Here is a 15,412-nt window from a genome sequence, read left to right as displayed (position 1 = left end):
ACCTTTTTCGTGAATTTGGAACGGAATCGGACGGTTTTACGCAGAGGATTTCCACTTCTCTCTCAAATCGAACCTGAAATGCATCGGAATGATGCAAAAAAGGTTCGGTTTTTTTGTTGTTGTGACGATAAGAAGCCATTTTTGATGCAAAATGTGTTCGGATCGCAGGGAGTTATGCGGAATGTCATCGGTTTTTGATTGGCGAGAATATTGCAAAAAGAAAAAAGAGAGGTGAGCCAAAAATGCAAAACATTGTCTGTTTTATACCTTCCCAAAATGGATTGCGTTTACATAAGTACGCATGGGGGCTTTACAAAACAGCAAAGAAACTGTGTCACCCTGAAAAGATCGGTTCGCTGGTGGCTGTGGTGATACATGCGGGAGTAAGTGAAAAAGACTTGCACGAGCTTCCATTTGATGAGGTGCATCATGTACAGGTTGAGGCGGATGATTGGCAGCTTGCGGACATCCAGCTTGAACTAGCGGAAGAAGTCCTGCAACGGCTCCATATAGCGAAAGGCACCTATTTATTCGTTTCCACTCCCTTCTATCAGGAAATTGCTGTTCGTTTATCGATGCGGATGCCAGATGCCAGCATTATTACGAACGTTTTGGAGATGAAAAACGGAAAAACGGACGATGGGTGGTTGGTAAAAAGGAGTGTTTTTCAGGATAAGGCGCATGAGTGGCTCGATTTCCGCGGAGCACAGCACAAATTCATTACAATGCTTCCCGAGGTTTTATACGGAGAAGAAAGGAAGGAGGCAGCCAGAAAGGTCGAACAGGTTCCGTTTTTATCGGCCGGACGCAGGCGTGCCATTGCTTATTTGGGTGAATTCACTTTACATGCAAACGATGTAAAGCTGACGGAAGCCCGCTGTGTGATCGGGATCGGTCGAGGGGTTCAAGGCAGTGGCCCCCCTACCTTCGAAGCGATCTCCCGGTTGGCGGACCTGCTCAATGCCCCCATAGGTGGGAGCAAAGTAGCGGATGAGCTTGGCCTCATCCCCCGAGAGAAGCGAATCGGGTCGAGCGGTCAAGCGATCGAAGCCGACATCTACATCGCCATCGGGATTTCAGGTTCAAGCCAACATTTGGCGGGGATTGCAGGCGTGAAGCATGTGATTGCGATTAATCACGATTCGGCAGCCCCGATCTTTAGCCGTTGCGACCTCGGCATCATTGGCGATTGCAAGGATGCGGTGAGGCTATTGGTAAACGCGCTTGAGCGTAAGGAAGGAGAGTGAAACAGGGTGCTTACGATCCATGTGCTAGTCAAATGGTTGTATGATCCATCGTCCATCCAATGGAATTATTTCAAAAACGGATTTGACTGTGAGACGCTTGCGATCAATAAAGCAGACTTGCATGCGCTGCAGTGGGCCTGCGATTACAAAAGCAATAACAGCGCGCACATTACAGTCTTGATGGTGATTGAGAAGGGCCAGACGGTTCCAGTGGAACGGTTAGAGAAATATCCGATCGATCAGATGATCTTGATCGAAACCGATCAGGATATTGAAGATTCTTTCGCGGTCGCATCACATCTGGCAGAGGAGATCAAAAAGCTTCCGTATGATCTCCTTATCAGCGGTTCCGAAAGCGGAGATTACCGAACGGGGATTACACCCATTGCCGTAGCGGAACGGCTGCAGATTTCTTGCCTTACACATGTTCATCAAATGGAGCAAAAGGAGGGAGGCAATTGGGTATGCCAGCGCAAGGAAGGCAGGGGGATGGTACGCAGCTTCGAGGTTACTCTCCCTGCACTGATTGGTGTTGTTCCTTCAATCACACCGCTTCGGTACATCCCTCGTCATCTAGTAAAGGGAAAAAAAGCCGTGCTTTCGCATAAGGTAATAGCTGCTTCAGCGGCCCCTCCTCCCTATGAGCGAGTGAAGCTGACGGCGCCGCAGCCTGTCATTCATTCGCTAGATGTGTCCCGAGCTCCGCTCGCCCAACACCGGATTCTTGCTGTGAGCGGAATCAGCCACGATAAAAAAGATGGGGCAGACAAGAAAAAAAGCACTTCATCGCCCGAGTATGCGCATTATGTCAAAGAGAAAATCCAAAGCTGGCTGAAGGAGTGATAGCATGATCGAAATCAGAAGAGACACGTTTTGGGCGATTCCTTTTGCCTATTCCTTGCTCATGTATGTGCTGGCAACCATCGCGCTGCTTGTGTTTCTGTATGGATTTTACCGCCGCTTTCGCTTATGGCGCAGCGGCAGAAAGGTGAACATTCAATGGGCAGATGTAAAAGCCAACGCTTCCTATTTTGTCGATATGGCGATTAAGCAGCAAAAAATAAAAAGAGATCGACTGTACGGCTTTATGCATCGCTTCACCAGCTACGGCTTCGTAATCCTGTTCATTGGAACTTGTTTGGTTGTCGTCGATTACGATCTGGGTATTCCCATTCTTCAGGGTTCTTTTTATCTGGTTTATGAAGCAGTGCTAGATGTTTTCGGCGTCCTGTTTTTGATTGGACTCTTCATTGCGATGATTGTCAGAGCAAGACGGACGAGGAACCGGCTGAAGCATGGATGGGCGGATCAACTGTTTTTGTGGTTGTTCGCAGCCATCGGAATCGGCGGCTATCTTTTAGAAGGAATCCGCATTGCCGAGACCGGGATCTCTTATGGTCACTGGTCCATCGTTGGCTATGGGGTATCTAAGCTGTTGCAGGGAGTGCCGGCTTTTGGTGTGGCGTGGTATCCCGTATGGTGGATCAGCCACGCCATCCTCGCTTTTGGTCTCATCGCTGTTATCCCTTATACCAAATTGTTTCACATGCTGCTGGCACCTATCAATCTATTGTTTCAACCGGTGAAGCGTACAGGGAAAATCTCCTTGCCTTACAATCTAGAAGAACTGACGGAAGAGAAGCGCTTTACGGTCGCGGGAGTGCAAGGTGTGAAGCACATTTCCGATTTTACCAGCTGGCAGTTGCTAAGTACGGACGCTTGCACAGAGTGCGGCCGGTGTGACAGCTTATGTCCGGCTAATCTGAGCGGCAAGCCACTTGCACCTCGTTCGATCGTCACGAAAATTCGCGATTATATGGTGCCCGATCGGAAAATTACTTCATTTATCACACCGGAGGAACTGCAATCCTGCACCACATGCGGTGCCTGCGTAGAAGCTTGTCCCGTCTCGATTAACCATATTGATCTGATTCTCTCGATGCGAAGAGGATTGATTCAGGAGCGGATCATCGAGCAAGAAGCGGAACATGCGCTGATGAAATTGGATGAGCAATACAATGTCTGGGGCAAGGCGTGGTCGGAGCGTGACCAATGGAGTAGAGGGCTGGATATCCCGTTGCTTGAGAACGACAAGGGAAACGATGATAAAAAGGGGGCATGACAAATGGAAGTGTTATTCTGGGTTGGTTGCGCCGCTTCCTATGATCCACGCTTGAAAAGCATAGCGAGAGCTTTTGCGGATATTATGAAAAAGGCGAAGGTAGAGTTCGCTATTCTGGGGAAAAAGGAACGTTGTACAGGCGATCTGGCGAGACGGATGGGGGATGAGGCCCTCTTTCAGGAATTGGCGAGTCATAACATTCAAGTGTTAAAGGAGCATCAGGTCCGATCGATCGTAACCACTTGCCCGCATTGCTTTAACATGTTCAAGAATGAGTATCCCGCATTGGGTGGGGATTTCGAGGTCACGCATTATACTTCCTTTATTTATAACCTGATCAAGCAGGGGAGGCTTACGGTTCCGCCCCGTGAGAAGCATGAAGTCATCACGTATCATGATCCATGCTATCTGGGCAGGCAAAACGGGATCTATGAGGAGCCGCGTGATATTTTGCAAATTCTCGGCTATACGATTGAAGAAATGGAGCGGAACAAAGAACAATCCTTTTGTTGCGGAGCAGGTGGGGGGATGATGTTTGAAACGGTGAAGCGCGGTGAAAAGATCAATTCCATGCGTGCGGAAGAAGCGATGAAAACGGGAGCATCGATGACATCAACGGCTTGCCCATTCTGTCTGTTGATGATGGAGGAAGCGATTGGCTCCCTGCGGCAAACAACTGGAAGCACGATGGTGCCAAAAGACATTGCGGAGCTCGTCAATGAATGGGTGGAAGGGGGCGAATAAGAATGTCCGATTTCAAGTATTTGTTTTCCCCGAAACAGATCGGTTCCACTTGGGTGAAAAATCGGATTGTAAGTACGGGACATATGACCAACTTTGTGAAGGATGGGTTGCCGACGGAGGAATTGATTTTTTATCATCGGGAACGCGCGAAAGGCGGGGTAGGGCTGATTACGCTTGAAGCCAATGCGGTACATCCGACGGCATTTTTTACGTCCCATACGATTAAGGCCTTTCAGGATGGCATTATTCCTCACTATGAAAAGCTTGCCGAAACGGTTCATCCACATGGAACTAAAATGTTCGTCCAGCTTTTTCATCCTGGACGGGAAGTGTATCCTTCCGGCGGGTCCTTGGCGGTTTCCTGTTCGGCAGTCCCGACGGATCGTTTCCGGTTAATCCCGAAAGAATTAGAAAGAGAAGAGATCATCGATATTATAAAGGGGTATGCAGAAACAGCCGAGCGAGTACAAAAAGGAGGGCTGGACGGTGTTGAAATCGTTGCGTCCCACGGATATTTGATCAGCCAATTTTGGTCGCCGCGAACCAATCTGCGCAAGGATGAATATGGCGGCAGCTTCGAGAATCGCCTGCGATTTCTACAGGAAATCATTTACCGTATTCGTGAAAAGGTTGGAAGCAGCTTTACCGTCGGTTTGCGAGCAAGTGTGGACGACTTTGAGAAAAAAGGAGCGACGTTTGAAGAGGTGTTGGACAATCTGAAATATTTGGATCAGCAGGTCGGTGGTCTGGATTTTTTCAATCTGACGGGTGGCAGTTCGGCTACTTTGATGAGTTCATCCTTCATTGCAGCACCTTCGCCCTATCCTCCTGGACATTTTGTCGCCTATGCCGCCAAGGTAAAAGAAGCGGTATCGATCACGGTTATGGCCAACGGCCGCATTAATGATCCGGTTATGGCAGAAAAGGTGTTGGCAAGCGGAGCTGTGGATATGGTCGGAATGACGCGAGCGTTGATCGTTGACCCACATATGCCCAATAAAGCGATGCAGGAGGAACTTGACCGGATTCGTTACTGTATCGGCTGCAATCAGGCCTGCATTGGACATTTCCAACAGGATTTACCCATTAGTTGTATACAGAATCCGATAACGGGAAGGGAAAGGGAGTATGCGGCGATGCGTAAAACAAATCACGTGAAAAAAATTGTGATTGTGGGCGGAGGGCCTGCTGGTATGAAAGCTGCCGTGGTAGCCGCTGAAAGAGGACACAAGGTAACGTTACTAGAAAAAACGGATGAATTGGGTGGTCAAGTTAAGCTAGCGCGAAGCATCCCGACACGCGAGGAATTTGGAGAGCTCGTTTCTAATTTACGGCGAGAATTGACGCAATTTCGCGTTGACATTAGAATGAATACCACCGCCGACAAAGAACTGATTCTTTCCATGAATCCGGACGAGGTGATCCTTGCAACGGGGGCAACTCCTTATTTTCCTGATATTGAGGGGATCGAGCTTCCCCATGTGCTGACGGCCTGGGATGTGCTGAATCGCAAGAAGGCAGTGGGACAAAACGTTGTCGTGGCCGATTGGAAAGGAGACATGCCGGGAGTCGGAACCGCGTTGTATTTGGCCGAATCGGGACGCGATGTGGAATTGTTTACGTCGTGTTATGGCGTGGGATACTCTCTCCAACAGTATGTAAGGGACGCGATGCTTGCACGATTGCATGGAAAGCATGTGAAAATGGTCCCGCATTATCAACTGCACAAAATTGAGCCTTCATCCGTTACATTTGAGAATATTTATACCGGTCAGCTGGTTACCAAAGCGGACATTGATCACGTCATTTTGGCTACAGGACACATCCAAAATACGGATCTCTATGACCAACTGAAGAATCATTTTCCCAACTTGCATCGCATTGGCGATTGTTTATCAGCACGTACAGCTGAAGATGCGATCTTGGAAGGATTTACGTTAGCCGCGAATCTCTGACTGAAAAATCAGACACCACATTCTGCTAGCCTGCAATTCGTGACAAGAGGAGGAAAACGATGATTGTAGCAAAACATGCAACCGCCTTGTCCGTTTTTGGGGACATGACATGTACGGATGTGAAAGCACTTCTTGACGTTTCCGATTTTCCGATCGTCGTCATTGATTCTGATATGAAGCTGAATGGGATTCTGGATGAAAAGTCATTCTGGAAACACGCTGCGGTGTATGGATTTGAAACCAAGATCATTCATGCGGTCAATGCGAATTTTAAAATCGTGATGAATGAAAGCGAGCTCGTCAACCGAATCGACCCTACTATCGAGTACTGGCTCGTATCGGATCAGAATGGAGAGTACAAGGTTTACGATGCTGCGCAAGTAATGGACATCCAATTGCGCCATCAGCATGAAGCTGTCAAGCAAATGAACCGTTTGCTTGAAGAAGAGTTGGACGTGCTTCGCGAGCAGAGACAACAGTTAAAACAGATACTCGATTCTTCGTATGATGAGATATTCGTTACGGACGCAGAAGGGAACGTCCTTTATGTAAGCGAATCATCCAAAAAGTTCATGGGACTGCCTCCCGATGTGTTTATTGGCAAGAATATGAAGGATTTGGTTGAAAAAGGGATTATTCATAATTCTGTTACGCTAGAGGTACTGAAGACAAAAAGCATCGTTTCTCACCAGCAATTATATGTGACGGGAATAACCGTATTGGCAACGGGAAAACCAGTTTTTAACGAAGAGGGTGAGCTAAGCTTAGTCATCATTAATTCACGCGATATCACGGAGCTGGTGGATCTGCGCAACCAGATTGCCCAGGCTAACTCGGTCATCGACCACCAAAATCGGTTTCTACTGGAACGAAAATCTAACCCGATTTTGATCAGGATGAATACGCGGTCGGAAAAAATGGTCCCACTGATTGATCTGGTAGAAAAGGTTGCTCCAACGGATTCTTCCGTCCTGATCGAAGGGGAATCGGGTGTGGGGAAAAGCATACTGGCGCGAATTATCCATGATGCGAGCAAGCGAAAAGAGAAAAACTTTATTCAAATCAACTGTGGAGCGATACCGCCTAGCCTGATGGAGTCGGAATTATTCGGATATGAAGGGGGCTCCTTTACCGGGGCCAATAAAAATGGAAAAATCGGGCTGGTGGAGCAGGCGGAGGGTGGAACGTTATTTCTTGATGAGATCGGCGAACTACCACTTGATCTACAGGTTAAATTACTTCAGCTTGTACAAGAGAAAACCTTTATACCTGTGGGCGGCACAAAAATGAAAAAAGTGGATATTCGGATTATCTCTGCGACCAACAAAAATCTGAAACAAAAAATAAAAGAAATGCTTTTTCGCGAGGACTTGTATTACCGACTGCACGTGGTTCCGATCGTGATTCCCCCCTTGCGCGAAAGGCCTGAAGATATCCCGTTGTTAATTCATTATTTCCTTAATAGGTTTAATAAAAAATATGAGCAATGTATCAGTTTGGCAGACAGTGTGATGCAACTATTGCTCGGCTACGAATGGCCGGGGAACATTCGAGAATTAGAGAATTTGATGGAGCAGCTGGTGGTTACATCGAAGGGCCCGGTGATTTACCCCGAAGGGTTACCTCGTCATCTCTCAAAATCATCGGGAACCAAGCTGCCGGGTGTTGCCGTTTCAGGGATTTTGCAACTCAATAAGGCTGTAGAAGAAACGGAGCGGCAAATTTTGAAGCTTGCGATTACGAAATACAAAACATCCCGTAAAATCGCAAAAGCACTCGGGGTCAATCAGACAACGATCATTCGGAAAATTCATAAATATGATTTACATTTCCATGAAGAGGATGAGACAAGATTGCAAGCAATCGAAGAGGCTGCTAATTAGCAAATGAAGCTTAAGAAGGTGCTGTCCCAGAGGTCATAAGATGACCAAGGGATGGCCTTTTTTCGTTCTTCATGCTCACGTGTAATACAAGCCTTTTCAATTTCGCAAAAAGTTGCTACACTATCAATTAGTTCGCATACTAACTAATTGAGGTGTTCGAATCGAATGACCAAAAATCGCTTTGGCCACCATATCAACATTTTGGGACGGCTGCTTTCGAAAAAATTGAATGAAGGCATCCTGCAAACCGGTTTGACCAGCAGCCAATGGCCGTTTATTCTGCGCCTCTTGCTAAATGGGGAGCTGACACAGCGCGAGCTTTGCGAGCAGTTATCGATGGAAGCCTCGACGGTGTCGCAGACGTTGAACCGGATGGAGCAGATGGGCTGGATCGTTCGCGTGGTGGATGACGTGGACAAGCGTGAGAAAAAAGTGAAGCTGACAGAAAAATCGACCTCGATGATCCCAGTCTGGAACATCGTGACGGCCGATGTCGAGAAAAAAGCGCTGGACGGTCTGACTGATGAAGATATTGCGACGTTCAAGCGTGTCTTGGACAAAATGACGGAAAATATGAAGAAGGAGTGAGGCACCGTGGAGCTTTTTGCGAAATGGATTGATCCCAAACTGGCGCAGGTCGCCGAGAAAGTCGAAAGAGGAGAACGATTGACCCTGGAGGACGGACTTGCGCTGTATCAGTCGGATGATTTGCTTACGATCGGCAAGCTTGCAAATGCCGTCAACCGCAAAATCAATGGCAATCGGGTCTATTTCATCGAAAATCTGTATATCAACCCGACGAACGTGTGCGAGGCTCGCTGTTCATTCTGCGCTTTCCGTCGTGACCCTGACGAAGAAGGCGCCTATACGATGAATGACGAGCAGCTGCTGGAATATGTGGCCAAAGGCTATACGCCGACCACGCAAGAATTCCACATCGTCGGTGGCCACAACCACACACTTCCTTTCGACTACTATGTGAATACAGTTCGCTTGCTAAAACAACATTACCCGCATGTCACGATCAAGGCGTACACAGGCGCGGAAATCGTCTTCTTTGCAAAGATTTCGGGACTGAGCGTGAAGGAAGTGCTCGAAGAGCTGATGAAAGCCGGGCTGCAATCACTAACGGGCGGCGGTGCGGAAATTTTGACGGAAGAGTACCGTGCGAAAATGAGCCCGGACAAGGCAAGCACCGATGAATGGCTGGTGGCGCATGAAACCGCACACGGCCTGGGGCTGAAAACGTACTCGACCATGCTCTACGGCTCTATCGAAACGCTTGAAGAGCGACTGATCCATATGATGCGCATTCGCGAGCTGCAAGATCGGACGGGCGGCTTCGTCAACTTTATTCCGCTGGCTGTGCAGCCCAAAAAAGCGACGGCCTCGATCAAGCGCCGCACGTCTGCGATGGACGATATGAAAACGATCGCGATCAGCCGCCTGATGGTTGACAATGTTCCACATATTAAAGCGTATTGGATCAATATCGGCCCGCAATTGACGCAAATGGCGCTGAATTTCGGCTCCTCCGACATTCATGGGACGCTTGTGGAGGAACGGATCAGCCATGCGGCAGGCGCATTGACACAGACCGGACTGACCCGTGACGAGCTGGTTTGGCTAATTAAAGGCGCAGGCAAAACCCCGATCGAGCGCGATTCGTTTTATAACGTCATCAAGGAATATTGATCTGATCACATTGGACAAGCCGTCAAACATACCCCCCCTTGGAGGCAAGCCGTTCTACAGGAACGTACTGCCAGCCCGAGGGGGTTTTGGTTATTTCAGCTGTTCCACGCCGATCATGATGCCCAGGTCGCCTGGATTCTTCAGCTTGATGTTGGTCACATACCAGCCATCGCCACGGTCGGTCGTTAGCTTCTGCACGGTCACGACGGCACTGCCCAAGCCGTCATAGTTGGATGCGATCAGATGGTAATTGAACGAATAGGTGAGGGTGGTTTCGTTTACCTGTTTGGTTACGAGCTTTTCGATTTTGCCCATGTGGGGGCTCGAACCGCCGGTCACCCAAAAATTCGCGTCGAATTCTGCCTTTGTCTTTTGACGCAGCTCAGGTGAAAAGACGGCATATTGAAGCGAGCCGTTGCGTTCGGTCACGCCTTCTATCCATGTATCGAGCGCCTGCTTAGGTTCGTCAGCGCGGAAGGCATCTTCGAACCGTTGGAGCTGGTGAGCCAGCAGCGCCGCATCCGACAGCGTGACGCGCACGTCGCCCGTTTTCGCGTCGTAAGTCGCATTACCTTTGAATTCGGCCGCGATTTTATCGATTGGCACCAGCACGCTGCCGTTTTCAACCTTGAGGCCGAGATAGTCGGAGACATAGCCAGCTCCGTTGATGAACAGATTCAGTTTCGGGGCGGCCAATGCTGTACCCGTGAGCAGAATGGCGCCGATGGTCGTTCCTAGTAAAATTTTTCCGATTCGTTTCATATTCATTCCTCCACGATAGATGAGACGATTGGGAATGGAATTTGTTTCCTTTTATTGGTGTGAAATTAGGGGTTTACATATATGGAAGTAAGTGATATGATAGATTACATATTTGAATGAGAGCGATCCTTTTCTTTTTGGTTTCCAATTCACTGGCGCGGTCATCGGAGCCGCAAGGATGGAAGAGAGGAAGGGCTTTCGTTGTTTTGGTTTCAAAAGTTTCATATAAGGCAATGAACTGCTACAAAAGAAGTACCGTGTCATTTACAGATCGCAGTGTAAATTTCCATCTGTTTCGTATTTACCCTTTTGCATAATATTCCTGGCGGTCCTATGCAAGCTGTCGGAACAACTATAGTGGTTTAGCGCCGAGGATTGGTCTTCATTCATGGTGAAGATGGCGTCCCATCGTGTGTGCCTGAGTGGACAGGCAATTAATGAGAGTGAACAGAAGCAACAATCATATAGCGCCATCTAAAAAACTGCCTGTTAAAGGGCAGTTTTTCTTATTCCACCGGGTTCTTTCAGGTTTACCTGTATTCTGTTTAAGAACATGGTACGATGAATGAAGCGTAAAACGAATATCGAGACGATCAGCCGAATGAAATGAAAGAGTAGAAAGTGAAGTGAACTTGTGAAGCAAATCAAATTTCCCATTATCACCACCCTGCTCGTCGCGTTTTTGACGGCAGGCTGTGCCACGGCGAAAACAGAGCCTACAGCGTCGCAACCTCAGTCAAGCCCCCAGCAAAAGCAAGAAGACGTACAAAAGCAATTTCAAGTCATTGTGTCACAGGCGCATGAAGCGCGTGAGGTGACCGCTTTTTTGGATAAAACCATCGGGACGGTGGATGCACAAACAGCCGACAAGCTGTTCATCGCGCTGCAGGACTATTACCAGCATCTTCTGCCTAACGTCAATGAGAGCTTCACCATGCTGCTCCATCAGCCGGGAACGGTCCAGAAGCTGTATGACCTCGGTCCTCCGTACGATTTCACTAAAATCAAGGGTGACGACAAAGTTAAGAAATGGCTGATGGCGCAGCAAGCGGGCAAGCTCGCGCTGGGCGTCACCTATGACGAAAGCTTTTACTGGAAAGTGGATGTGCATGCGCTGAAGCAAGTGTATGCGTCTTACCTGTCACCCGAGATGAAAACGTATCTGGACATCCTGGTGACAGCGGATCAACCATTTCTTGTTGATGGTGGGCTCAAAATTACCCGAAATGAGCTTGGCGACCGGTTGGTGGCAGTCGAGCAATACTTGACGGAATATCCGGCTGGACAGAAAAAAGCCGAGATGAAAGCGATGTACGCTGATTATTTGAACGCTTTCATTCATGAATACCGTTATGACGCGATCGACCTCGGTACGTTGAAGCTGCTGCCACAGGTCAAGCAAAGCTATGAGCGCTTTGTGAAGGAACATCCGACAACCAAAACCGCGCAAATTATCAATGCGTATATGGCAGAGCTGACCAAAAACGAGGATGTCATCTACAGTCCGGGCAAAAAGGGAGCGAGCATCAGCGGCGATCCAAAAGCGAACATTGCGCAGTTTTGGAACGGGCTTGGCAAAGAGGTCGATCGGTTGTTTCCATAAACAAAAGCCCAATATTGCCCAATCCTTTCTGGAAAAAGCAACAATCCGAATGATTTTTGCGATTGGAAACTGTTTTTTTCGGGAAAATACGAATGATCTCTTGTCCGATTGCTAGATCATATGTATAATGAAAAAGTCAAAGGAACCTGATCACGGTCTCACAGGTGATGCGATGATGCTACTAGATTCTAACGAAAACAAAAAAAAGCTGTGCCATCTCTACAATGAGATATCCAAGGAGCTGTTCGGCTTTGGAACAACCTTGCTCCGGGCAGCGATCGAAAACAATATCATTACCTTTTACGCCCGGCACCGGCGTTCTCCCCGTTCAACCGCGTTGGAAGGTGAGGCACCGACGCTGAAGCTGGAGGTGGATTTCCGGATGTCGCTTTTGTACAAGAAGCGTCTCCGTGAAAAGCTGGAAGAAGAGATGGGCCTGAACATCGAGGTTGTGCTGCGCGACTATGACGCCGCTACCCAGTGGGCCATCACTAATGTAATTTTACAAGAAAACGAACCATAACGAATGCAAGAGCCATATGGATTATTTCTTTTGATTTATCTTAAGAAATGACCGTCGCTATCTTGCATAACGGGTGTCGCTGATCTTTGTTTACAAAGAAAGGTGCTCTTGTTAGAATGCACGTTTATTCTATCAAGGGCACCTTTCTTTTTATTTTATACAGAAAAACCATATGAAGATGAGGGGGATATGCAAGAACCATTTTTTTTGCATAAAAATTGTAAAAAAGACGAATGATAACAATGGACTTTCTGTAAATGTTCGACTTTATCTGCGATTCCAAACAATTATCTGGAGGTATACGATGAAAAAAGTAATGACAGGCATCATGGCAGTTTCGGCAGTATCGCTCGCTTTGGCTGGCTGTGGAAACAGCAGCGCGCCAGCACAAGAAGGCGCTGCAGGCACGGGCGCCGCTAACACCGGAAAACCGGAAACATTGGTTGTTTCCACGTGGGGCTTTTCCGAGGACTTCTTCAAAAAAGAAGTGTACGAACCGTTCGAAAAAGCGCACAACGTCAAAATCGTCACCGAAATCGGCAACAACGCCGAACGACTGAACAAAATCCGCCAAGGCAGCTCGGACGTGGATGTCATCTATCTGTCTGACTATTACGCACAGCAAGGAATCGAGAGCGGCCTGTTTGAAAAAATCGACCGTAGCAAAATCCCGAACCTCGATCAAATTGCCGATATGGCAAAAGCACCGTTGGGCGAGGAGTACGGTCCAGCGTATACGATCGGGCAATTCGGTATCGTGTACAACCCGACCGTGATCAAAACCGACATCAAATCGTGGAAAGACCTGTGGAAACCTGAATTGGCAGGCAAGCTCACACTGCCAGGAATCACCTCGACAACCGGCCCAATGATGGTTGACGCTGCATCGCTTGTTTCCGGCAGTGCAGAGTTTAATGAAGACAAAGCTTTCGCCAAGCTGAAAGAAGTGAACCCGAACGTCGTCAAGTACTACAACAAAACGTCCGAATACGTCAACATGTTCAGCCAAGGCGAAATCGCTGCCGGCCCAATCATGGAAATGTACTTCAAGGACATCCAGGCAGCCGTACCGGAAGCCAAGTTCGTTTCCCCAGAAGAAGGCGGCTATGCTGTCATGAACACCATGAACGTCGTCAAAGGCAGCAAGCATAAAGAGCTGGCCGAAGAATTCATCAACTGGCAGCTGAGCAAAGAAGTACAAGAAAAATCGGCAAAAGCAAAAGTCGATTCCCCAGTAAACACAACCGTCCAACTGACCGCTGAAGAAGCAAAAGGCGTAACCTATGGTGCAGATGTCATCGGCAAGCTGAAAAAGCTGGACATGAAATTCGTCAACGAAAAAATCAAAGCCTGGACCGACCGCTTCAACCGCGAAATCACGCAATAATGAGTGAGACAAAACAAGGGCATATCATAAAGCGAATGCCCTTGTTTTTTCTTATCGTATAAGAATTTATAAGTGCTCGCGCTTATAAATTCTGGAGCGGAAGACGGAGTACCTCAGCGTCACTTCCAGCATAGGCATCGGTGAAAACTTCCACAGATCGAAGGATCTGCTTCTTGAAAGGACTTCCGAAAGAAGTTTTTCTTATCAATTAAATATTTTTATTTAATCTTTCTAGGAGGGCTTTCCACAGCAGCGAAGGGATTTTTGCAAGAAAGTGGAACGAAAAACTTTGACAATGCCCGCCAGGCCGTGCGCAAAAAATGAAAACGCTTTGCGCCACATATCATCCTTGAGATACACCCGCCGCGCAGCGTGTGGCTTTGGGGCGCAGTTTTCATTTTTTGCGCGCGGCCGTACTCCCTGACCCCCAGCAGGCATTGTCATGCTTTTTCGTGGAACTTTCTTGCGAAAATCCCCTCCCCTCCACCAAAGCAAATTCCATCTCTATCACCGACAAAGGAGAGGAAACCATGAAGAAAAAAGTCATCCTAGACGTAGACACCGGCATTGACGACGCCCTCGGCATCATGCTCGCCGTGAAAAGCGGCCAGTTCGACATACTCGGAATTACGACGGTAAACGGCAATGTCTCCTTGAACAAGGCGACCGAAAATACATGCAAAATACTGGAGTTCCTCCAAGTCGAATCACAGATTCCCGTCATCAAGGGAGCCTCCCGCCCATTGGTTCGCCCCACCTTTTTCGAGCATGCGGTGCATGGCGAAGACGGGCTTGGCGGCGCGCTGCGCGATGTGGCGGTGAAGACTGCGGCAATCGACGGCTTCGGCCCTGACTTCATTATCGAACAGGTGATGAAGCATCCCGGCGAAGTGACCTTGATCATGACAGCGCCGCTAACGAACTTGGCGCTAGCGATCCAAAAGTGCCCGCTGCTAGTGGAACAGGTAAAAGAAGTGATTTTCATGGGCGGCGCGGTGAAGGACATGGGCAATGTGACACCGACGGCCGAGTACAACATGTACGTCGATCCGGAAGCAGCCAAGCTGGTGTGCCACGCTGGCTTTCGCTCGCTGACGCTGGTCGGGCTCGATGTGACGCGCAAAGCACTGTTGAACATAGGTCATATCGAGGCCTTGGGCGATACGCCGATCGGACGGTATGTGCGTGAAAGCACGTCCGATTATACCAAGCGGTACTTTATGCGCAATGGCGTCCATGCTTGCGCGCTGCATGATCCGCTCGCAGTGGGCGTGGCCTTGAATCGGGCGCTGGTCACCACGCAAACCTACTATGTCGATGTAGAAACAAGAAGTGAGCTTTGCGACGGGCAGACCGTCTGCGACTTCCAGAACAGGCTTGGCAAAGAACCAAACGTGACGGTTTGTTTGGATGTGGATGCAGACGCGTTCCTCGATCTGTTTGTCCGCACTTTGCAAGCGTAGCGATACTACGTACGAACAGGAGTTAACG

General features: G+C 48.5%; 13 protein-coding genes. 12 read left to right on the top strand and 1 reads right to left on the bottom strand.

The window, feature by feature from the left end:
• The first annotated feature begins 242 nt into the window (after nucleotides 1–242).
• The 8 genes from EDM56_RS09660 (at nucleotide 243) to mqnE (ending at nucleotide 9,646) form a co-directional block, all read left to right on the top strand.
• Entirely contained in the window at nucleotides 243–1,247 is a 1,005-nt protein-coding gene (locus EDM56_RS09660) for an electron transfer flavoprotein subunit alpha/FixB family protein (RefSeq protein ID WP_122917712.1), read from the top strand.
• A 6-nt stretch (nucleotides 1,248–1,253) separates the two neighbouring features.
• The gene (locus EDM56_RS09655; protein WP_122917711.1) at nucleotides 1,254–2,090 is read left to right on the top strand and encodes a hypothetical protein; all 837 of its coding nucleotides are present in this window, start codon (nucleotides 1,254–1,256) and stop codon (nucleotides 2,088–2,090) included.
• Nucleotides 2,091–2,094: 4 nt separating this feature from the next.
• The gene (locus tag EDM56_RS09650) at nucleotides 2,095–3,369 is read left to right on the top strand and encodes a DUF3483 domain-containing protein (RefSeq protein ID WP_122917710.1); all 1,275 of its coding nucleotides are present in this window, start codon (nucleotides 2,095–2,097) and stop codon (nucleotides 3,367–3,369) included.
• Nucleotides 3,370–3,372: 3 nt separating this feature from the next.
• Entirely contained in the window at nucleotides 3,373–4,113 is a 741-nt protein-coding gene (locus tag EDM56_RS09645) for a (Fe-S)-binding protein (RefSeq protein ID WP_122917709.1), read from the top strand.
• Between the two features lie 2 nt (nucleotides 4,114–4,115).
• Nucleotides 4,116–6,068: an oxidoreductase gene (locus EDM56_RS09640; RefSeq protein WP_122917708.1), complete on the top strand. Its 1,953-nt coding sequence runs from the start codon at nucleotides 4,116–4,118 to the stop codon at nucleotides 6,066–6,068.
• Between the two features lie 59 nt (nucleotides 6,069–6,127).
• Complete coding sequence (locus EDM56_RS09635; protein WP_122917707.1) at nucleotides 6,128–7,951, top strand: sigma-54 interaction domain-containing protein; 1,824 nt, start codon at nucleotides 6,128–6,130, stop codon at nucleotides 7,949–7,951.
• Nucleotides 7,952–8,116: 165 nt separating this feature from the next.
• A complete protein-coding gene (locus tag EDM56_RS09630; RefSeq protein ID WP_122917706.1) occupies nucleotides 8,117–8,539 on the top strand; it encodes a MarR family winged helix-turn-helix transcriptional regulator in 423 nt (140 codons plus the stop codon).
• Between the two features lie 6 nt (nucleotides 8,540–8,545).
• Complete coding sequence (gene mqnE / locus EDM56_RS09625; RefSeq protein WP_122917705.1) at nucleotides 8,546–9,646, top strand: aminofutalosine synthase MqnE; 1,101 nt, start codon at nucleotides 8,546–8,548, stop codon at nucleotides 9,644–9,646.
• A gap of 90 nt (nucleotides 9,647–9,736) precedes the next feature.
• Here the strand turns inward: mqnE and EDM56_RS09620 are convergent, their stop codons facing one another.
• Complete coding sequence (locus tag EDM56_RS09620) at nucleotides 9,737–10,408, bottom strand: hypothetical protein (RefSeq protein WP_122917704.1); 672 nt, start codon at nucleotides 10,406–10,408, stop codon at nucleotides 9,737–9,739.
• A 634-nt stretch (nucleotides 10,409–11,042) separates the two neighbouring features.
• Between EDM56_RS09620 and EDM56_RS09615 the strand changes: the two genes are divergently transcribed.
• The 4 genes from EDM56_RS09615 (at nucleotide 11,043) to EDM56_RS09595 (ending at nucleotide 15,384) form a co-directional block, all read left to right on the top strand.
• Entirely contained in the window at nucleotides 11,043–12,011 is a 969-nt protein-coding gene (locus EDM56_RS09615) for a hypothetical protein (RefSeq protein WP_122917703.1), read from the top strand.
• Between the two features lie 172 nt (nucleotides 12,012–12,183).
• On the top strand, nucleotides 12,184–12,534 hold the full coding sequence (locus EDM56_RS09610; RefSeq protein ID WP_122917702.1) for a DUF2294 domain-containing protein: 351 nt from the start codon (nucleotides 12,184–12,186) through the stop codon (nucleotides 12,532–12,534).
• 304 nt (nucleotides 12,535–12,838) lie between these two features.
• Nucleotides 12,839–13,921, top strand: a complete 1,083-nt coding sequence (locus tag EDM56_RS09605; protein ID WP_122917701.1) for an ABC transporter substrate-binding protein — start codon at nucleotides 12,839–12,841, stop codon at nucleotides 13,919–13,921.
• Between the two features lie 530 nt (nucleotides 13,922–14,451).
• Nucleotides 14,452–15,384 (top strand): nucleoside hydrolase, encoded by a 933-nt coding sequence (locus EDM56_RS09595; RefSeq protein ID WP_122917699.1) that lies wholly within the window; start codon nucleotides 14,452–14,454, stop codon nucleotides 15,382–15,384.
• Nucleotides 15,385–15,412 lie beyond the last annotated feature (28 nt).

Origin of the sequence: Brevibacillus fluminis (genome assembly GCF_003710825.1) — a bacterium.
Lineage (GTDB): Bacteria > Bacillota > Bacilli > Brevibacillales > Brevibacillaceae > Brevibacillus_D > Brevibacillus_D fluminis.
The sequence above is the reverse complement of the archived record's forward strand: the minus strand, read 5'-3'. Positions and strand labels throughout refer to the sequence as shown.

Excerpts from the sequence above, each read along its gene's own strand:
- EDM56_RS09660 (WP_122917712.1), top strand. The coding sequence starts at position 243 with ATGCAAAACATTGTCTGTTTTATACCTTCCCAAAATGGATTGCGTTTA.
- EDM56_RS09620 (WP_122917704.1), bottom strand. The coding sequence starts at position 10,408 with ATGAAACGAATCGGAAAAATTTTACTAGGAACGACCATCGGCGCCATT.
- EDM56_RS09635 (WP_122917707.1), top strand. The coding sequence starts at position 6,128 with ATGATTGTAGCAAAACATGCAACCGCCTTGTCCGTTTTTGGGGACATG.
- EDM56_RS09645 (WP_122917709.1), top strand. The coding sequence starts at position 3,373 with ATGGAAGTGTTATTCTGGGTTGGTTGCGCCGCTTCCTATGATCCACGC.
- EDM56_RS09640 (WP_122917708.1), top strand. The coding sequence starts at position 4,116 with ATGTCCGATTTCAAGTATTTGTTTTCCCCGAAACAGATCGGTTCCACT.
- EDM56_RS09595 (WP_122917699.1), top strand. The coding sequence starts at position 14,452 with ATGAAGAAAAAAGTCATCCTAGACGTAGACACCGGCATTGACGACGCC.
- EDM56_RS09630 (WP_122917706.1), top strand. The coding sequence starts at position 8,117 with ATGACCAAAAATCGCTTTGGCCACCATATCAACATTTTGGGACGGCTG.
- EDM56_RS09610 (WP_122917702.1), top strand. The coding sequence starts at position 12,184 with ATGATGCTACTAGATTCTAACGAAAACAAAAAAAAGCTGTGCCATCTC.
- EDM56_RS09650 (WP_122917710.1), top strand. The coding sequence starts at position 2,095 with ATGATCGAAATCAGAAGAGACACGTTTTGGGCGATTCCTTTTGCCTAT.
- EDM56_RS09605 (WP_122917701.1), top strand. The coding sequence starts at position 12,839 with ATGAAAAAAGTAATGACAGGCATCATGGCAGTTTCGGCAGTATCGCTC.